The following is a 19,308-nucleotide window of genomic DNA, read 5'->3' as shown; positions in this document are numbered from 1 at the left end:
CTCGAGAGGTCATGTCAGGCGTCCATGACAGCGGTGAAGGTCATTCGGTCTCCGCGGTAAAGCGATCGCCGGTGTTCGATGGGAACCCCGTCCGTGTCGTAGGAGACACGGCCCAGCAGAAACATCGGTGTCCGAGTGTCGACGGTGAGCAGTGCGGCCTCCCTGGCGTCGGGGAGGACGGTTTCGATGGTGTCGACGACGCGACCGAATGCGACTCCCCGTGCTGCCAATTCGGCATACAGCGACGAACGGTGATCGAAACTGTCCTGCAGGCCCGGGATGCGAGAGGCGGGGATGCGAGTGGTTTCCAGTCCCACTCGAACGTCGCCGGTGGTGAAGACGCGTTCGAGTTGGACCACCTCCGAGCCGATGTCGATTCGCAGTAGCTCCGCCAGAGTTTCATCGGCTCGGAAGACATCCCAGCCGACCAGGATTCGGGTGGCGCTCATGCCCTTTTCCCGCGCGGCCTCGGTATACGAGCCGATGGCCAACGGCAGTACGACCTTGGGTTCGGCAACAACCGTCGCACGGCCGCGTCGTTCGATTCGACCGGCTACCAACAATTCTCGAATGGCCTGACGCAGCGTCTCGCGAGACACGTCGTATCGATCGGCGAGATCGCGCTCGGAAGGAAACGCATCGCCCGCCGACATCCCGTCGAGCATGGCGTCGAGACTCCTACGCACGATCTGGTGCTTGAGTACGCGAGGTTCGGTGTCGACAACCATGGACAGACCATAGCACTAATTGGTCTAGACCTATTCTTCGCGCGTCGTTCACTATGTGTTCACCCGGGTTCCACGCAATGGTCTATACCAAACGGCAGTCTCTTCGTCATGCCGAACCCCACCAGCCCGCACACCAGCACCGCCATCGAACTCGTCGTCCTGGACATGGCCGGAACCACGGTCAGCGACGACGGTCTGGTGCTCGAATCCTTCGAAGCCGCTGCGACCGCAGCCGGACTCGCCGACACCGGCCCCGAACGCGACGATGCCCGCCGCTACGTCCTCGACACGATGGGGCAGTCCAAGATCGAGGTGTTCCGGGCGCTGTTCGGATCGGAGGACCGTGCTCAGGTCGCGAACCGCGCCTTCGAATCGGCGTACGACGCGCGCATCGACGATGGCGTATCGCCGGTACCCGGTGCGGCCCAGGCGATCACGAAGCTTCGTGAGTCCGGTGTCACTGTCGTTCTGACGACCGGATTCTCGACCTCCACCCAGAATCGCATCATCGATGCGCTCGGCTGGCGGGATCTGCCCGACGCCTTCCTCGCACCCGGCAGCGCCGGTCGCGGCCGTCCTCATCCCGATCTCGTGCTCTCGGCTGCCCTGCTCTCCGAGGTGAGCGACATTTCCGCCGTCGCCGTCGTCGGTGACACGTCGAGCGACATCCTGTCCGGTCGACGCGCAGGCGCATCTCTTCTGGTCGGTGTGCTCACCGGAGCGCACTCCGGCAGCCAGCTGCGCGACGCCGGTGCCACCCACGTGCTCGACAGCGTCGCCGACCTTCCCCCCATCGTCCTGCCCTGAACAGCTCTGTCTTGAACAGCTCTGCCCTGAACATCCACCACAGCCCGAACGGACACCACACCATGATCACCACATCTCACCGTCGTGCCGCGACCGCCGCGGCCATGCTCTCGGCTGCGGCATTGGTCGCTGCCGGTTGCTCGAGCTCCTCCGACGGAGCCACCACTGAGCAGGGATTCCCCGAAACCATCACGCTCGCTGCCATTCCCGCGGAGAACTCGACCGATCTGAAGGCCAGCTACGACCCCGTCATCGAGCGGCTCGAGAACGAGACCGGAGCGAACGTCGAGTTCATCCAGGCCTCGGACTACGCCGGTGTGGTCGAGGGTCTGATCGCCGGCAACGTCGACATCGCGTTCTTCGGCCCCTTCGCCTACGTCGTCGCCGGGATCAACGGCGCACGGATGACGCCGCTGGGTGCGGTCGTTCAGGACGAGGGCACGCCTCCCGGATACCAGTCGTACGGAATCGCTCGCTCGGACAATGCCTCGGTCAACAGTCTCGAGGACTACGCGGGAAAGAAGGTCTGCTTCGTGGACCCGAGCTCGACCTCCGGATTCCTCTATCCGACAGCGGGACTCATCGAGGACAACGTGATCGCCTCCGGTTCCGAGGCCGACATCTCCGCCGCGATGACCCCGATCTATGCCGGCGGGCACGATGCATCGGTACTTGCTGTGAAAGCGGGCGATTGCGACGCCGGATTCGCATTCGACACCATGGTCGACCGGACGATGATCGACAACGGCGAGATCGCACCCGGCGAACTGAAAACCGTCTGGAAGTCCGACACCATCGCCGGCTCGCTCTTCGCCGCCAACGACGATCTGGGTGCCGACGCCATCGCAAAGCTCGAGGACGTGTTCAGCGAGGGCATGAACTCGGATGCCTTCGTCGCCGACGGCATCTGCGCCGAGGAATGCCGCATCACCGACGAGGATGCCTGGGGCGTCGTGCCCGCGCAGGACAGCGACTACGACGGCGTCCGTGCCGTATGTGAGATCACCGGCTCCGAGAAGTGCCGGGGCTGATGATGTCCGCACCGATGGACCGAGGCGATGTGGTGGTCAGCGTCCGCAACGTCACCAAGGCGTTCGGATCCACCACCGCGCTCAAGGACGTGAATCTCGATGTGCATCGCAGCGAGATGTTGGTTCTGCTCGGGCTTTCCGGATCCGGCAAGTCGACGCTGTTGCGGTGCATCAACGGCCTGCATCCCGTCACCTCGGGGAGCATCACCGCCCTCGATGTTCGCGTCGACCTCGCGAACCGGCGTCGGGTACGCGAACTGCGTCGAGATGTGGGCTTCATCTTTCAACATTTCAACCTCGTCGGTCGGTTGAGCTGCCTCGAGAACGTTCTCGTGGGAGGTATCGGCCGTCTGTCTGTTCCGCGCTACGGCGCGGCCACCTACCCGAAAGCGATGCGGGAGGAAGCGCGGGCGTGCCTCGACCGAGTCGGGTTGGCGGACTTCGCTGATCGACGCGCCGACACACTGTCGGGCGGGCAGCAGCAACGGGTGGCAATCGCACGCACCCTGATGCAGCGTCCACGGATCGTGCTCGCGGACGAGCCTGTAGCGTCGCTCGACCCCGAGAACGCGAGTGTGGTGATGGACCTGTTGCAGCGGGTGTGCAGCGAGGAAAAGCTGACCGTGGTGTGCACCCTGCATCAGGTCGATCTCGCGCTCGGCTGGGCACATCGCCTCGTAGGTCTGCGAGACGGCCGGCTGGTGCTCGATCGTCCGGCCGCCGGTCTGCAGCGCGAGGACATCATGCCGATCTACCAGCGAATCGCGCCCGACCCCGGGAACAGAACCACGGTGGCACCGACATGACCGTCACCGCCGAACCCAAGCCCGCAAACGCTGCAGTACAACACGATCCGCGTCGACGTCGATGGGTGTTGCCGGCGCTCGGCGTCTGCGCGCTGGTTCTCACCGTGCTCTCGGCGGGGTACATCGACTTCGCGCCGACCACGTTGATCGACGGTCTGGAGGATGTCGGAAATCTGCTCGAGCGGATGCTGCCGCCCCGCGTCGACGACACCGGCCGGATCGTCTCCCTCGCACTCGACACCTTGCTCATGGCCGTACTGGGCACCGTGCTCGCAGCGATCGTCTCGGTACCGTTGGCATTTGCGGCGGCACGGAACACCTCGCCGCACCCGGTCCTCTACGGCGTTGCTCGCGCCGTCATCACGTTCTGCCGGGCGATGCCGGATCTGCTGTTCGCGGTGCTGTTCGTCAGGGCATTGGGAATCGGGGTGCTGCCCGGTATCCTCGCCCTCGCACTGCATTCCATCGGCATGCTCGGCAAACTGTTCGCCGACGCCATCGAAGAGACCGATGTCGGGCCGCGGGAGGCGCTCCGAGCCGCCGGAGCCGGCTACTGCCGGGAGATGATCAACGCCGTTGTTCCGCAGGTCGTTCCCGCATGGATCGGAGCTTTCGTCTATCGAATCGACATCAACCTGCGCATGTCGGTGGTGCTCGGCTTCGTCGGGGCAGGCGGTATCGGATTCGCTCTGCAGGACGCACTTCGCGGACTGATCTACCCGCGTGCTCTCGGAATCGTGCTGGTGATCCTGGCGATCATCGCCGCAATGGAATTGGCAGCGATGGCCCTTCGCCGGATGCTGCTGGTGCCCTCCGCGGCAGGTCCGCAGCGTGATCGACTGATGCGGGTCGGGGCGTCGGCCGTGCTCGTCTTCGCGGTCGTGGCGTCGTTCGTGGTTCTCGAATTGGATCCGCGCTCTCTTCTGACGTGGATCGGGCCGTCGATCGAGGTGTTCGGGCGGATGGTCCCACCGGACTTCTCCGCGCTGGGAGCGGACCTGTTCGACGCTGCCGTACAGACCGTCGCCATCGGAGTCGTAGCCACCGCGATCGGAATCGCACTGTCCGTTCCCGTCGGAGTCCTGGCCGCGCGCAACGCATCCCCGCACCCTACGGTGTACTGGATCGCGAGATCGTGGATCCTGCTGGTTCGCGCCGTCCCCGAACTCATCCTCGCCGTCGTGTTCGTCGCAGCGCTCGGACTGGGTCCGGTGGCGGGAACCTGCGCATTGGCCATCGGATCCATCGGATTCCTCGGCAAACTCGTTGCCGACGCGATCGAGGAGATCGACCCCGGTCCAGTGGAAGCGGTGGCCTCGGTCGGTGGCGGTTGGTGGAACAGAACGCTGAGCGCTATTGTTCCGCAGGCTATTCCGTCGATCATCGGGTCGAGTCTGTATCTGCTCGACGTGAACATCCGCACATCGACGATTCTGGGCATCGTCGGCGCAGGCGGAGTCGGCTTCCTGCTGTTCGAGTCCATTCGCACTCTGAATTTCGATGTCGCCGGTGCGATCGTTCTCGTCATCTTCATCGTGGTGTATGTCGTGGAAAGGATCTCCGGATGGATCAGATCACAGTTGGTCTGACACAGGCTGCCGTATGGACCGGGACCGGGATCGAGATGTGGGACATCGAGATTCCCGCCCTCGAGCCGGGAGGACTGCTGGTGCGTGTCGATCTCGCCACGGTGTGCGGGAGCGATCTGCACACCGTGTCCGGTAGGCGGCACGCAGCGTGTCCGTCGGTACTCGGACACGAGGCTGTCGGCCGTGTGGTTGCCGTCGGTGATGCGACATCGTCTGCGCAGGTGGGGGATCGGATCGTCTGGTCGGTGACCGTACCGTGTCGTCGATGCGCCCGGTGCACCTCCGGCTTCACGGCCAAGTGCTCGTCCGTGCGCAAGGTGGGTCACGAATCCGCGGAAAGCTCATGGGTTCTCAGCGGCTCCTACGCCCGACACATCGTGCTCCCGCACGGAACCGCAGTGGCCCGGGTACCCGACACCATGCCCGACGCCGTCGCCGCGCCCGCAGCGTGTGCCACGGCGACGGTGATGGCCGCTCTCGACGCCGCCGGTGATGTCGAGTGCCGGCGGGTACTGATCGTCGGAGCGGGGATGCTGGGGGTCACGGCAGCCGCGGCAGCGAGTGAGCGAGGAGCATCGGTGTCAGTGCTCGATCGAGACTTCGAGCGGCAGAATCGATCCCGCGCATTCGGGGCCGAGCCGGACGCCGGCGCACGAACCGATGTGGCCATCGACTTCTCCGGATCGTCCTCGGCTGTGCAGGCGGCTTCGGAGCGACTCGATATCGGTGGGCGGCTCGTGCTCGCGGGATCCGTCGCGCCGGACGCACCGATCTCCGTCGACCCCGAAGCAGTTGTGCGGAACTGGCTGACCATCACCGGAATCCACAACTACGAGCCGCGGCACCTGCACCGAGCCGTCGACTTCCTGGCTGCTACCGGTGAGAAGTATCCGTGGGAAACCCTCGTCGAGGCACCGGTGCCCTTGGCTGAACTCGCATCGGTGTTGCGGCCGACGTCGGCGGGAATCCTTCGGTCGTCGGTTGCACCGTGAGGAGCGGTGCCGGATAGGGACCTCGCGGGCACAACGCTGGGTATCCCGGCCACGGACAGCGTCGAACAATGGTGGTGTTCGAGCTGTCGACCAGAACTGCGGCGACGAGCGGTCTATCGCTGTTGTCTCAACGACGTAACCGCCCGCGGATATCGAGTGTTGCCAGCCGATACCACCGACAGCCTTCCTCGCAAGCAGCTGATCGAAACCCCGAGGTGGTCAGAAGGTCGAGTTCGTCGGGTGATCGGCCTCGACCAGATCGCGAGCCACCCGGTGCAAGGGCAGGTTCTGCTGCTGCGACAGTTTCGCGAGTAACTCGAATGCCTGTACCGCGTCGAGGCCGAAGCGTTCCATGATCATTCCCTTGGCCTGGCCGATGATGTCGCGGCTGGCCAGCCCGGCGCGAAACTGCTCGTTGTCGCGCACACTGAGCATCGCGATGGCAGCGTGGGCGGCGAGTGCTTCGCCGATCTCCACCGCGTCGGCGTCGAATGCGTCGGGGACGGTGCTGTAGAGAACGAGAGCCCCGAGATCATCGGCGTTGCTGTACAGCTGGAATGCGGCCAGAGACCGGAGCCCTTCGTCGACTGCGAGGGCGGCGAACTGTGGCCAGCGCGACTCGCTCGCGAGATCGTCCGAGACAACGACGTCGATGTGTCGTACCTCGGTGGGTATGGGTCCTTCGTCGAGTTCGTATTGAAGTCGACACAGCTTCTCCGCCAACGGATCGGTGGATGCGACGACGGTGCGTTCCCCCTTGTTCACGGTGGTGACGCAGCCGATGGTGGCATCTGGGATGAGCCGAATCGCGGTACGCAGGATAGAGCTGACGGTCTTGGGCATCGACCGACGGCTGTCGCGCAGTGAGCGGGCGAACTCGGCAAGCATCGATGCGTGGGACGAGCTGGAAAAGTGGACATCGTCAGGTGATGTCGACATCACAGGGTCCTCTCGCATGGGACCTCTGCCGCCCTTTCGTCGGAGAGGTCCAACATCATGCGCCTTCTGCTGGACGCCCGTACCGGCCGAACGGCCAGCGCTGTGCAGTGTATACATCGCACCGAGATCGCTGTTCAACCAATACCGAGGGTCCGGCACAACGAGGTGAGGGCCGCCGATCCTGGGATCGGCGGCCCTCACGGTCGTCGATTACTTGAAGGTGTCCTTGATGTTCTCGCCGACCTTCTTCACCCCTGCCGTGCCCTGGTCCTTCTTGCCCTCGGCCTCGAGGTCCTTGTTGTCGGTGACGTCGCCGACAACTTCCTTTGCCTTGCCGAGGGCATCTTCTGCTGCGTTCTTCGCCTTGTCGATGAAGCTCATGTGAATTCCTTTTCTCGTGCCGGGTTGGTACTGAAGAGTTGGTCGATGCTCGACGCCGAAAGCGCACGCCGCAGTAATGAGACGTGAGTCACAGAGCACGGTGTGGACGGTGCCGGGAACTTCGGCTTCGCCGATCAGATTCAATCCCTACGGTGGGTGAACGACAACGCGGCGGCGTTCGGAGGAGACCCCGACAATGTGACGGTGTTCGGGGAGTCCGCGGGTGGAATGGCTACGTGCGCTCTTATGACTTCGCCTGCGGCACAGGGGCTGGTGGACAAGGCCGCGATCATGTCGGGATCGTGTGCGTTGGCCTTTCCCGCCGGCTCGATTTACCCGGGTGTACCCGAGCAGCGCCCGTACGTGTCGCTGGCCGAGAACGAGTCGGTGGGAAGCGATGTCGCGCAGCAGTTGGGCTGTACCGGAAGCGGCGTCGTGGACTGTCTGCGCGCACTACCCGTGGACGCTCTGGTGGCGAATGGGGAGTACTTCTCCGATGTCCTCGCGTACGGGACCGACCTGCTCCCCGAGGATCCGAGGCAGGCCGTCGAAAATGGTGCTGCACTGCCGGTTCCGGTGTTCTCCGGTGGGAATCGAGCGGAGCAGAATTCGTTCGTCGGAGGTGCGTTGTTGGCGGACCCCTCCGCCGTGACGGCGCAGTCGTACCCAACCCTTCTGGCCGACGCGTTCGGGGGCAATGCGGGTCGCGTAGCCGATCTGTATCCGCTGCAGGGCTTTTCGTCTGCCGCCGTCGCCTGGGCGTCGGCGACCACCGACGCCGGATGGTCCTGCCCCACCTATCGGAACAATCGCGCGCTCGCGGCGCAGGCACCGGTGTACTCGTACGAATTCGCCGATACCGGGACCGCGGACGTGAGCGGTGTCGGCGCGTCCGGTGTGCCGCAGGACGCTGCTCATGCAACCGATATTCCGTATTTCTTCGACCTTGACGGTCACGATGTGCTGAAGACTCCGGCGCAGCACGATCTCGCCCGAACGATGATCGCGTACCTCACCTCGTTCGCGCATACGGGAACACCCGAGGCCGACGGTGCGCCCGAGTGGCCGCGCACCACCGTCACCGACACACCCGTGCTGCAGTTCGTCTCGGGCGACATCTCGGTGATCGACGCCGATGCAGAGCATCACTGCGACTTCTGGAACGCACTCACTCGCTGAGTGGCGCGGCCCGGTGTTCTGCCCTCGGCAAAAGCGCGCGCATTCGCCAGACGCGCGCGAAGTAGCCCCATCGCAGAGCGCAAATCCGAACGCGGATGACGAACGCGCGCGCGTTTGCGAGTGAAGACCGGGGAGTGGATACCGGCGAATGAAGACCGGGGAGTGAAGACCGGCGAATGAAGACCGGCGAGCGGACATCGGGGAGGGTGCCGGGCCATCGTGACCCCCGTCATAAATCGGTCTCTTCGGGCTTCGGAAGGAAATCGAAAATTTTTTTGACGAAAGCGCATGCGCAAGCGCTTGTATGCTCCTTAAGCTCCTGCAATCGAGCGACGCGACCGCGTGGCCGGGGACAAGGGAGTCCAGATGTTCAATCACCGTCGGAAGTCCGCGTTGACGATCGGGACCGCGCTCATGGCCGGGTCGCTCGTACTCGGCCTGACCGCCTGCAGCAGCTCTGACTCGGACAGTGTCAAGGTCGGTCTCATCACCAAGACGGACTCGAATCCGTACTTCGTGAAGCTGCGTGAAGCAGCGCAGGCCCAGGCCGACGCCAGCGGAGCCCAGCTGGTGGCCCTGGCCGGTGCCTTCGACGGTGACAACGAGGGCCAGGTTTCGGCCATCGAGAACATGGTGGGACAGGGTGTGAAGGGAATTCTGATCACTCCGAACTCCTCGACCGGTGTGCTGGACGCGATCAAGAAGGCCCGTGACGCCGGCGTCGTCGTCATCGCCCTCGATACCGCGACCGATCCCGAGGATGCGGTCGACGCCACGTTCGCCACCGACAACAAGGCCGCGGGCGTGAGCCAGGGCGAATGGGTCAAGGGCACTCTGGGGTCCACCGTGCCGCAGGTCATCATGCTCGACGGCACCGCAGGTGGCACGGTCGACACCTTCCGGCACGACGGCTTCCTGCAGGGCATGGGCCTGACGAACAACTCGCCGGAGATCGTCGGTCAGGAGAACACCAACGGCGATCAGACCAAGGCGCAGACCGCCATGGAGAATCTGCTGCAGAGAGCCCCGGGCGTCAACGCGCTCTACACCATCAACGAGCCCGCAGCGGCCGGTGCCTACCAGGCAATTGAGTCGGCAGGCCGCGCAGATCAGATCGTCATCGGCTCGATCGACGGCAGCTGCACCGGCGTGGCGAACGTCAAGTCCGGGATCATCGGTGCGACGGTGATGCAGTTCCCGGCGAAGATGGCCCAGGACGGCGTCGACGCCGTTGTGAAGTTCGCCCAGGACGGCACGAAGCCCAGCGGCTTCAACGACACCGGCTCGCAGCTCATCACCGACAAGCCGGTCGCAGGCCTCGATTCGCAGGACACCGCATGGGGCGAAGAGAATTGCTGGGGCTGATCTCGGGTCACCGGACCACCGTCGAGCACGAGGACTGATCCGTGAGTACCGATACCGCCTCCGCTGCCGAGTCCACCACTGCGAGTCGGTTCAGCGTAGGAACGATCCTGCGTGAACCGCTGCTCGGGCCGATGGCCGCTCTCGTCATCGCGATCATCGTCTTCAGTTCGATTTCGAGCTCGTTCCTCAACCCGCAGAACGTTTCTCTGATTCTGCAGCAGTCCGTGGTGGTCGGCATCCTGGCCGTCGGCCAGACTCTGATCATCCTCACCTCGGGTATCGATCTGTCTATCGGTGCCGTCGCTGTGATGGGCACCATCGTGATGGCGCAGTCGGCCGGTGCGAACGGGCCGGTCGTCGCATTGGGTTCGACGCTCGCCGTATGTGTCGCCTTCGGTGCGATCAACGGCGGGTTGGTGACGGTACTGAGATTGCCGCCGTTCATCGTCACGTTGGGCACCTTCACGGCCATTCAAGCGGCGACCAGGCTGCTCGCAGGCTCGGAGACCTATCAGGTACCGAGCGGACCGTTGACGCTGCTCGGCAACTCGTTCAAGATCGGTAGCTTCTCCACCACCTACGGCGTGGTGGTGATGCTGCTGGTGTATGCCGTCATGTGGTACGCGCTGTCCCAAACATCCTGGGGCAGGCATATTTACGCAGTGGGTGGCAGCCCGCAGGCCTCGGATCGCTCCGGTATCAAGTCCGGTCGAGTGCTGTTCTCGGTCTACATCGTCACCGGCGTGATCGCTGCGATCGCCGCCTGGGCGGCACTCGGGCGAATCCCCAACGCCGACCCGAATGCCTATCAGAACGCCAATCTCGAGACGATCACGGCGGTGGTCATCGGCGGCACCAGCCTCTTCGGCGGCCGCGGCAGTGTCATCGGAACGCTCGTCGGAACCCTGATCGTCGGCGTGCTGCGCAACGGTCTCACCCAGGCGGGCGTCGACAGTCTCTACCAGAACATCGCGACCGGAATTCTGGTCATCGTCGCGGTGGCCGTCGATCAATTCGCGCGCAGGAGGTCACAGTGAGTGCAACCCCGGTCTTGGAAGCGCGTGGTCTGGTCAAGAGATACGGCAGCGTGACGGCCATCAACGGTGCCGACTTCGAGTTGCGAGCCGGCGAGGTGCTGGCGGTCATCGGCGACAACGGGGCCGGAAAGTCCAGTCTCATCAAGGCTTTGGCCGGGGCTGTCATTCCCGACTCGGGCCGGATCCTGATGAACGGATCACCGGTGTCGTTCAAGAACACGCGCGACGCCCGGGCGGCGGGGATCGAAACGGTCTATCAGGACCTGGCTGTCATTCCCGCGCTCGACATCGCGTCGAACGTCTATCTCGGTCGTGAGATCAAGCGCAAGGGCATCAGCGGGAGCGTGTTTCGCCGATTGGACATGCCGAGGATGCGGCACGAGTCCTCGAAGCATCTGCAGGATCTGAAGATCGGCATCAAGTCGGTCAACCAGGCGGTCGAGACGTTGTCCGGAGGTCAGCGGCAGGGCGTCGCGGTGGCCCGTGCGGCGGCATTCGGCCGCGGCGTGATCATCATGGACGAGCCGACTGCTGCACTGGGCGTGCGGGAATCGGGAATGGTGATCGATCTGATCCGTACGATCCGCGACCGCGGCATTCCGGTGGTTCTCATCAGCCACGACATGCCGCACGTGTTCGAGGTGGCCGACCGGATCCATATCCATCGACTCGGCAGGCGCGCGGGCGTGGTGAATCCGAAGAACCGCACCATGTCCGAGGTCGTAGCACTGATGACCGGCGCGGAGGAGCCGACCGACGATGAACGCGCCGGTCGCTGAGTCGGCACGTCCGGTCGGGGTCTTCGTCGGGCTGGCCACGCTCGATGTCATCCATCGAGTGGCCGCTGCCCCGACGTCGAACCAGAAGATCACCTCGCGCATGCAGTTCGTCGCGGCGGGCGGGCCCGCTGCCAACGCGGCGGTCACTTTCGCCGCGTTGGGCGGCACTGCTGTGCTCGTCACTGCGCTCGGAGACGACCCGGTGGCGGCGCTGGTGAAGGCGGACCTGGCCGCGTTCGGGGTGCAGGTGATCGACGCGGCCGAGGGCACCGACAGATCGGTGCCGGTCTCGGCGGTGACGGTGATCGAATCGACCGGCGACCGGTCGGTCGTATCGGCCGATGCCGTCACGTCCGACGCCGCCCCGCCCGTGCAGCTCGAGGATTCGATAGCCGGTGCCGATGTCGTTCTCGTCGACGGGCACCACCCCCTGATCGCCTGCGCCGCCGCGGAACATGCGGCGGCGCGGGTTACCACCGTGGTCGTCGACGCCGGTCGGTGGAAGCCGGTGATGGGAGAGCTGATCCCGTTGGCCACGGACATGGTGTGCTCGGCGGACTTTCGGGTGCCCGGGGCCGCAGACACGGACGCCACCGCTGCGGCCCTCGTAGGCTCGGGTGTGCACACGGTCGTCACCACTCACGGCGGCGACCCCGTGCGATGGTGGTCGGAGGAGGTATCGGGCTCGGTGGACGTCGAGCCTGTGACGGTGGTCGATACCGTAGGTGCCGGTGACGCCTTCCACGGCGCGTATGCCTACTATTCGACGCAGGGGTGCACTGTGCCCGAGCGGATCCACAGGTCGGCTCATGTTGCGGCCCTGCGCTGCTCGGTGGTCGGACCGCGAACCTGGCTTCGCACACTTTCCACCAACGGACCCGAAGGCGGCAATGGTGAGTATTGACCAGGACGTACAGGAAGCCACCCTCGGTGAGCTCGTGGAGCTGGCCGGGCAGCTGGCCGTCGCCGGTGAACGGCACATACTCGGCCTGACCGGTGCTCCGGGAGCCGGAAAGTCGACGGTGGCGCAACAACTGGTCGATGCCCTCGGTCCGGAGCGGGCGGTATTGGTCCCGATGGACGGCTTCCACCTCGCGAACGAGGTGCTGATCGATCTGGGTCGGCTCGATCGAAAAGGCGCGCACGACACCTTCGACGATGGAGGGTACGCGCGGCTGATCGCGGCGATCCACGGCCAGCGACCCGGTGATCCCGATGTGTATGCACCGAGATTTCGGCGGGAGATCGAGGAATCGATCGGTTCGTCCATCCCGGTGTCGTCGACCGTGCCGCTCGTGGTCACCGAGGGCAACTATCTGCTGATGGAATCGAACGCGTGGCCTGCCGCCAGAGATTTGATCGACGAGGTGTGGTTTCTCGCCCCGCACAACGAGGTTCGGCACCAGCGCTTGGTCGCCAGGCACGAGGCGTACGGAAAGTCGCACGCGGAAGCCGAATTCTGGGCGTTGGGCTCGGACGAACGCAATGCAGAACTCATCGGGTCGACGGCACGGCGCGCAGAGCGAATCCTGCGCCTGACATGACCGTCGCCGATACCCGGGCACGACGGGGGCATTGACGTGGCGACGATGGACGATGTGGCCCGCCTCGCCGGAGTGTCGGTGTCGACGGTGTCCCACGTGCTCAACGGGACGCGAAAGGTAAATCCCTCGACCCGGCAGCGTGTCGATGCCGCCATCGTCGAGATCGGCTATCGGCGCAACGTCGTGGCTCGGTCTCTTGCCGCCGGTAGGACGCACACCGTGGGCCTTTCGATCGCGGCGCTGACCAACCCGTATTTCGGCAGTCTGGTCCATGCCGTGGAGCAGCGATTGTCGGAGGCCGGCTACGTGTTGATTCTCGGCGACTCGCACGACGAGCCGAGTTCGGAGCGGCGTGTGGTCGATTCGCTGCTGGACCGTCAGGTCGACGGCATGATTCTGGCACCCGCAGCGGGTTCTCAGGAGTCGACCATTCCGGAGATCATGCACAGTGGAACGCCGCTCGTGCTGATCGACCGCATGCTCGATCTTGCGTGTGATCAAGTGGGGCCCGAGAACGACGAGTCCGCATACCGACTGACGAATCACCTGCTCGACGCCGGGCACAGGCGCATTGCGATCGTCCGAGGAATCGAGGGAATCTCGTCGACCACAGAGCGCTTTGCCGGCTACTCCCGGGCCCTGGACGAGCGGGGAATCGCACTCGATCCTGACCTGATTCTGGACGGCCGGTCCAATGTCGAGGTGGCCGAGTCTCGGGTGCGGGAGCTGATGTCGAACTCGGATCGTCCGTCGGCTCTGGTGTCGATGAACAACTCGATGACCATCGGATCCCTCAAAGCTCTTCGCGGCCTTGGCTTGTCGATTCCCGTCGACCTCGCCTTCGTATGCTACGACGATTTCGAGTGGTCGGCGCTGTTCGAGCCGCGTCTGACGGCGGCTGCGCAGGACGTGCAGACTATCGGCAGAACTGCGGTGGACCTGCTTCTCGGCCGAATCGAGGGGAGGCAGGACGCTCCTCGATCGATTCGAGTCCCGACCACCTTCACCCACGGAAATTCCTGTGGCTGCACCGCTACCTCGGCCGACTGACCGGCCGCAACCGAAAGATAGGACAGCTCATGCCGATCGCCAGTCCGGAGCAGTACGCGGCCATGCTGGACCGCGCCAAGGAAGGCGGGTTCGCGTATCCGTCGATCAATGTCACCGGCTCGCAGACTCTCAACGCCGCGCTGCAGGGCTTCGCCGAGGCGGAGAGCGACGGTATCATCCAGGTATCGGTCGGTACCGCCCTGTATCTCTCCGGCAACGCGGTCCAGAATCGTTTCGCCGGTTCGAAGGCGCTCGCTCAGTATGCGCACGAAGTGGCGCAACACTATTCGATCAACGTTGCGCTGCATACGGATCATTGCCCCGCAGAGAATCTGGACGACTGGGTGCGGCCACTGTTGGCCGACGCCATCGAACGTCGTCGTCGTGGGTTGCCGCCGCTGTATCAATCACACATGTGGGACGGCTCGGCCGTACCGCTCGACGAGAACCTACGTGTTGCACGCGAGTTGCTGGACCTGTCGGTGGAGGCCGACACGATCCTCGAAATCGAGGTGGGAGTGATCGGCGGCGAGGAGGACGGTGTCTCACACGAGATCAACGAACAGCTCTACTCGACGGTCGACGATGCACGTGCGACCGTCGCGGCTCTCGGCACGGGGGAGCGTGGTCGGTACATGACCGCGCTGACCTTCGGCAACGTCCACGGCGTGTACAACCCCGATTCGGTGCACCTGCGGCCCGAGATCCTTGCCGAGATCCAGTCCGTCGTCGGCAACGAGACCGGCAAGGACAAGCCGTTCGATCTGGTGTTCCACGGCGGATCGGGATCGAGTGCCGAGGACATCGCCTCCGCGGTTGCCAGCGGCGTGATCAAGATGAACATCGACACCGACACTCAGTACGCGTTCACCCGATCCATCGCAGGACACATGCTGAGCAAGTACGACCAAGTCCTCAAGGTCGACGGTGACTACGGAAACAAGAAGGCCTACGACCCTCGATCCTGGGGCAAGCCCGCCGAGACGGCCATGGCGGCCCGGGTTGTCCAAGCGACGCAGATGCTCGGCTCGGTAGGTCGCTCGATGCACTGAAAAAAATATCGAGCGAGCATGTAGAAATCGTCGGTCCGGCTCCGTCCCAGGATCGAATGCAGCAACAATGGCTGCATCCGACCTCAGGAGAGATCATGGCGAAGTACCTCATGCTCAAGCATTACCGCGGCGCGCCCGAGCCGGCCGACTGGATCCCGATGGACCGCTGGACCCCAGCCGAGGTGCACGATCACATCCAGTTCATGCGGGATTTCGCCGCGGAGCTCGAGAAGACCGGTGAATTCGTCGACGCGCAGGGCCTGGCCCCCGAGGGAACGTGGGTTCGCTCGGACGGGGCAGGAAAGCCGCCGGTGACCGATGGTCCGTTCGCGGAGACCAAAGACCTCATCGCAGGCTGGATGGTCATCGACGTCGAGACCTACGACCGGGCGCTGGAGCTGGCCGGGCAGTTGTCGGCAGCGCCGGGCGCAGGTGGAAGGCCGATCAACGAGTGGCTCGAGTTGCGCCCCTTCATGGAGGCTCCCGACACGATCGAAGATTGACGGTCGTCGTGGACCCTCGAGTGCTACGAGAATGCACGCCTGCTGTGATCGGCGTTCTCGTCCATCGCGGAGCAGATTTCGCGGCGGCCGAGGACGCCGTGCAGGAGGCGCTGGTACAGGCCACATCCACGTGGGCCGAGGGTGCGCCGACGGACCCCAAGGGCTGGCTGGTGACCGTCGCCTGGCGGAAATTTCTCGATGCTCGACGCTCGGAGCAGGCGCGTCGAGACCGTGAGGATCGGCTTGCGGCGCAGCCGGGCCCGGGCAGCGTGGGTGGCGTCGACGACACGCTGCAGTTGTTCTTTCTCTGTGCGCATCCCAGCCTCGGCCCTGCGGCCGCAGTGGCGCTGACTTTGCGGGCCGTCGGGGGACTGACGACGCGGCAGATCGCGCAGGCGTATCTGGTGCCGGAGAAGACCATGGCGCAGCGCATCAGCAGGGCCAAGAACACGGTGCGGAACGTGCGTTTCGACGCTCCTGGCGATCTCGCAACCGTGCGGCGGGTCCTGTATCTGGTGTTCAACGAGGGATATTCCGGTGATATCGACCTCGCGGCCGAGGCAATTCGGTTGACCCGGCAGTTGGCGACGCTCTCCGAGGACGAGGAAACGGCCGGACTGCTGGCCCTGATGCTGCTCCATCACGCGCGACGCAGCGCGAGAACCGGCCCCGACGGTCAGTTGATTCCGTTGGCCGAGCAGGACCGAGGCCGTTGGGACACCACTCTGATTGCGGAGGGAGTTCGGATTCTGCAGGCGGCGCTCGCCCGAGATCGGCTGGGTGAGTTTCAAGCGCAGGCCGCCATCGCTGCGTTGCATGCCGACGCGACGCGAGTGGAGGAGACCGACTGGGTGCAGATCGTCGAGTGGTACGACGAGTTGGCGGCCCTCACCGACAGTCCGGTCGTGCGACTCAACCGCGCCGTCGCCGTCGGGGAAGCCGACGGCCCTGCCGCAGGACTCGCGGCGCTCGCCGACGTCGATTCTGCAGTCCCTCGCCACACGGCCGCGGCCGCCCACATGCATTTCAGGGCGGGGGATCTGCGGCGCGCCGCAGACTTGTACGCGGCCGCAGCTGAACAGGCATCGTCGATAGCCGAGCGACATCATCTGGCGCTGCAGGCGGCGCGGATTCGAGCTGCACGGAGCTGAGGACGGGCGCATCGATCGATGCGTCACCAGGCCGCGGCACCGGAGTGTGCATCGGTCCGGTCGTGGGTACCCGTGGCTCGAACCAGTGAAAGGAGCGCCGGAACATGGCCGAACAAGAACTGCACAAGGGTGACAAGGTCGAATGGAAGACGCACGGAACCACCACCGAGGGCACGGTGGTGGAGAAGATCACCTCCGAGACCGAGGCTGCGGGTAGAACCGTGAAGGCCTCGAAGGACGACCCGCAGTACCGAGTCGAGAGCGACAAGTCCGGCAAGGATGCCGTGCACACACCGGAGGCGCTCGACAAGACCGATTGACCGCCCCTCAGGCCTGAGGCACCGAACGTTCTGCGCCCCAACTTCGTTCGATGTAGCCCCGGATCCTCTCGATGTCCTCGGCAGGAATCCGCTCCGGTCGGCCGTTCTCGAGTGGGTCGGTGTGGAAGATGTAGAGCCGCGACGCGAACTGGTCGAACGGCAGCGAACCTTCGCCCGCGCGTTCGCCGTTGCCCGCCGTTCCCACCACGACGCCGTCGCCCCAGTCCTGTCCGCTGTCGTTGTTCGGGTTGAAGAAATAGACCCGCATGACGCCCTCGGGATCGGCGGCCACCCGCAGGATCGTGATGGCATGCCACCCCACATAGCGTGCAGCACTGTCGGTTACGGCCACACCCGCGGGCTGCGGATGGATCAGTGGCTGGTGTCCGTTGTATTCCGGGTGATACGACGCGTAGAACTGCCGCAAGAACGCGTCCAGGTCCACCAGGTTGCCGGTGGCCACGTCGACGTCGATGTGGAATTCGCGTGCCGACCACCACCCGTGGAATTCCGGGTTGACCCAGCGGTGCGGGTCGCCGGGACGGTCTGCGCAGCGCCGGACCATCTCGGCGTAGATGCGATCGAGGTGCGGCACGAGTAGGAGCGATGCGGGATCGAGGTCCACCGGATCGGAGGTGGCCACGCCGCTTGCACTGTCGGTAGAGGAGATCGACTGCCCCTCGAAGTGCATGACGATCTCCTCGTCACGCGCGGCCCACACCACCATCTGCAGGAGGTAGTCGGGATCGTTGTAGGCCCACATCGACAGTGCGCGCGCGGACTGGCACGTCGGATTGTCGCCCTGCCCGATGCCGAGCGGTTGGCCGAGCATGGACAACAGCCCGCCGAGCAGGCGTGACTGCGGTGCAGGAACGGGACCGAAGGTGGTGGTCAGTTTTTCCTGCACGGCCGGGGCGAGGGTCAGTGAAATCTGTCGCCACAGTGAGGGCACGATCGGCGGCTGGTGCAGGATGCCGCGGTCGAGTAGCAGAGCCAGCCCGTAGAGGCACTGAGCGGTCTCGGGGTAGACCGTTTCCTCGATGAGGCGGTGGACCAGTTCCGGGTAGCGCGTGAGGCAGGTGCGGCCGGTGTCGGACAGGCCCAGTGCCTCGGGCAGCACGTAGGAGTAGTGATCGACGAGGTACTGGGTCAACGTGGCGTGATACGGCGAGACCAACCCGGTGTCGTGCATCGCCCGCGCGAACCCTCGCGCCTCGTATTGCAGTGCCTCGACGTCCATCACCTCGAGCCGAGACCGATACACCTCGACGCCCGGATCCTCACGGCAGGCGTCGGTGGTGCCGAACAATGCGGTGATCAACCGGTCCAGGCCTTGTCCGGATGTCCCGAGGTCGACGGTGGGGTCATCGCGGTAGATCGCGATGCGGGTGACCATGGCCTTGATGGTGTCGACCTGAATCGGGCGTTGACGCAGGATTCGCCAGATCTCCTCGACCAACTCGTCGAGAACACTGTCGTAGCCGATCTGCCCGGCCACGTACCCGAAGAGCTCACGGATCAGATGCGCGGTGCGGCCCAAGCGAACTCGCTCCGACTCCGACGGCGGCGTGAACAGTACGTCGAGATTCACCGCAAGAACCTGAGACAGGAACCGACGGGCATCCTCGGCGGTGACCGCGGGATGCTGGTACTCACCGGCGACGATTGCCACCATTCGCAGTTCGCTGGTCGCCTCGAGCACGAAGGTGTCGTCGTTGCCGCTGCGCAGACTCGGGCCGACGAACCCCGGGACGAGAATGTCGGGCTGGGCCCAATCGGTGCCCGCGAACAATCCGGCGGATTCGAGCGTCTCGGCGCGTTCGCGAATGGCATCACACCCGCCGGGCTGCAACAACACTCGATGCAAGCCGTCGAGCACGCGTCGCACCTTGGTGCTCTTGCTGAACTCGGGTGCGTCGGCCAAGGCGTGAATCGCATGGTCGAGTTGCGCCAGCCGCGACGCCAGAGCCCGGTCCACTGCGGTGGTGGCGTTGGTCGGCGCGGGATCATCCATCGTCTGCGACGGCGGGTCGGTGTCGTTCCCGAGTTGTTGCC

Annotated in this window: 20 protein-coding genes; 16 read left to right on the top strand and 4 right to left on the bottom strand. The window is 64.7% G+C overall.

The window, feature by feature from the left end; translation table 11 throughout:
• Positions 1–14: 14 nt before the first annotated feature.
• Positions 15–728, bottom strand: coding sequence for a GntR family transcriptional regulator (locus ACOQFP_RS07365; protein WP_341244748.1), 714 nt, complete (start codon positions 726–728; stop codon positions 15–17).
• 108 nt (positions 729–836) lie between these two features.
• Between ACOQFP_RS07365 and ACOQFP_RS07360 the strand changes: the two genes are divergently transcribed.
• From ACOQFP_RS07360 to ACOQFP_RS07340, 5 genes are all read left to right on the top strand, one after another.
• Positions 837–1,535 carry a phosphonatase-like hydrolase gene (locus ACOQFP_RS07360; RefSeq protein ID WP_206492142.1) on the top strand — a complete coding sequence of 233 codons (699 nt, stop codon included), beginning with the start codon at positions 837–839 and terminating at the stop codon, positions 1,533–1,535.
• Between the two features lie 62 nt (positions 1,536–1,597).
• On the top strand, positions 1,598–2,566 hold the full coding sequence (locus ACOQFP_RS07355) for a phosphate/phosphite/phosphonate ABC transporter substrate-binding protein (protein WP_421583902.1): 969 nt from the start codon (positions 1,598–1,600) through the stop codon (positions 2,564–2,566).
• A complete protein-coding gene (gene phnC, locus ACOQFP_RS07350) occupies positions 2,566–3,372 on the top strand; it encodes a phosphonate ABC transporter ATP-binding protein (RefSeq protein ID WP_206492143.1) in 807 nt (268 codons plus the stop codon). The genes ACOQFP_RS07355 and phnC overlap by 1 nt, the downstream gene beginning before the upstream one ends.
• A 65-nt stretch (positions 3,373–3,437) precedes the next feature.
• A complete protein-coding gene (gene phnE, locus ACOQFP_RS07345) occupies positions 3,438–4,961 on the top strand; it encodes a phosphonate ABC transporter, permease protein PhnE (protein ID WP_421583940.1) in 1,524 nt (507 codons plus the stop codon).
• The gene (locus ACOQFP_RS07340) at positions 4,937–5,953 is read left to right on the top strand and encodes a zinc-binding dehydrogenase (protein ID WP_206492145.1); all 1,017 of its coding nucleotides are present in this window, start codon (positions 4,937–4,939) and stop codon (positions 5,951–5,953) included. Before phnE ends, ACOQFP_RS07340 begins: the two co-directional genes overlap by 25 nt.
• Before the next feature lie 219 nt (positions 5,954–6,172).
• On the opposite strand, the gene ACOQFP_RS07335 is transcribed toward ACOQFP_RS07340, so the two are convergent.
• Entirely contained in the window at positions 6,173–6,892 is a 720-nt protein-coding gene (locus ACOQFP_RS07335) for a GAF and ANTAR domain-containing protein (RefSeq protein WP_206492146.1), read from the bottom strand.
• A gap of 210 nt (positions 6,893–7,102) precedes the next feature.
• Positions 7,103–7,273: a CsbD family protein gene (locus ACOQFP_RS07330; RefSeq protein ID WP_206492147.1), complete on the bottom strand. Its 171-nt coding sequence runs from the start codon at positions 7,271–7,273 to the stop codon at positions 7,103–7,105.
• 102 nt (positions 7,274–7,375) lie between these two features.
• Here ACOQFP_RS07330 and ACOQFP_RS07325 point away from each other — a divergent pair, with 102 nt between their 5' ends.
• From ACOQFP_RS07325 to ACOQFP_RS07275, 11 genes are all read left to right on the top strand, one after another.
• Positions 7,376–8,452 (top strand): carboxylesterase family protein, encoded by a 1,077-nt coding sequence (locus tag ACOQFP_RS07325; protein WP_421583901.1) that lies wholly within the window; start codon positions 7,376–7,378, stop codon positions 8,450–8,452.
• Positions 8,453–8,818: 366 nt separating this feature from the next.
• Positions 8,819–9,817, top strand: coding sequence for a substrate-binding domain-containing protein (locus ACOQFP_RS07320; protein ID WP_421583900.1), 999 nt, complete (start codon positions 8,819–8,821; stop codon positions 9,815–9,817).
• 41 nt (positions 9,818–9,858) lie between these two features.
• Positions 9,859–10,854, top strand: coding sequence for an ABC transporter permease (locus ACOQFP_RS07315; RefSeq protein ID WP_206492151.1), 996 nt, complete (start codon positions 9,859–9,861; stop codon positions 10,852–10,854).
• Positions 10,851–11,633 carry an ATP-binding cassette domain-containing protein gene (locus ACOQFP_RS07310; protein ID WP_421583899.1) on the top strand — a complete coding sequence of 261 codons (783 nt, stop codon included), beginning with the start codon at positions 10,851–10,853 and terminating at the stop codon, positions 11,631–11,633. Before ACOQFP_RS07315 ends, ACOQFP_RS07310 begins: the two co-directional genes overlap by 4 nt.
• On the top strand, positions 11,614–12,537 hold the full coding sequence (locus ACOQFP_RS07305; protein ID WP_421583898.1) for a PfkB family carbohydrate kinase: 924 nt from the start codon (positions 11,614–11,616) through the stop codon (positions 12,535–12,537). Before ACOQFP_RS07310 ends, ACOQFP_RS07305 begins: the two co-directional genes overlap by 20 nt.
• On the top strand, positions 12,524–13,177 hold the full coding sequence (locus ACOQFP_RS07300; RefSeq protein WP_206492154.1) for a nucleoside/nucleotide kinase family protein: 654 nt from the start codon (positions 12,524–12,526) through the stop codon (positions 13,175–13,177). The genes ACOQFP_RS07305 and ACOQFP_RS07300 overlap by 14 nt, the downstream gene beginning before the upstream one ends.
• A gap of 45 nt (positions 13,178–13,222) precedes the next feature.
• Entirely contained in the window at positions 13,223–14,227 is a 1,005-nt protein-coding gene (locus ACOQFP_RS07295) for a LacI family DNA-binding transcriptional regulator (RefSeq protein ID WP_421583897.1), read from the top strand.
• Positions 14,228–14,256: 29 nt separating this feature from the next.
• Positions 14,257–15,279, top strand: coding sequence for a class II fructose-bisphosphate aldolase (gene fbaA, locus ACOQFP_RS07290; protein ID WP_421583896.1), 1,023 nt, complete (start codon positions 14,257–14,259; stop codon positions 15,277–15,279).
• A 95-nt stretch (positions 15,280–15,374) separates the two neighbouring features.
• A complete protein-coding gene (locus ACOQFP_RS07285) occupies positions 15,375–15,782 on the top strand; it encodes a YciI family protein (protein ID WP_341244612.1) in 408 nt (135 codons plus the stop codon).
• An 8-nt stretch (positions 15,783–15,790) separates the two neighbouring features.
• The gene (locus ACOQFP_RS07280; RefSeq protein WP_421583939.1) at positions 15,791–16,933 is read left to right on the top strand and encodes an RNA polymerase sigma factor; all 1,143 of its coding nucleotides are present in this window, start codon (positions 15,791–15,793) and stop codon (positions 16,931–16,933) included.
• Positions 16,934–17,037: 104 nt separating this feature from the next.
• Positions 17,038–17,253, top strand: a complete 216-nt coding sequence (locus tag ACOQFP_RS07275; protein ID WP_206492158.1) for a DUF2945 domain-containing protein — start codon at positions 17,038–17,040, stop codon at positions 17,251–17,253.
• A 7-nt stretch (positions 17,254–17,260) separates the two neighbouring features.
• Here ACOQFP_RS07275 and ACOQFP_RS07270 read toward each other — a convergent pair whose 3' ends face one another.
• On the bottom strand, positions 17,261–19,267 hold the full coding sequence (locus ACOQFP_RS07270; protein ID WP_421583938.1) for a hypothetical protein: 2,007 nt from the start codon (positions 19,265–19,267) through the stop codon (positions 17,261–17,263).
• Positions 19,268–19,308: the final 41 nt, after the last annotated feature.

It is taken from the genome of Rhodococcus sp. MALMAid1271, from assembly GCF_049195265.1.
Lineage (GTDB): Bacteria > Actinomycetota > Actinomycetes > Mycobacteriales > Mycobacteriaceae > Rhodococcoides.
Note: the sequence above shows the minus strand (reverse complement) of the source record. Positions and strands in the feature narration are given on the sequence as shown.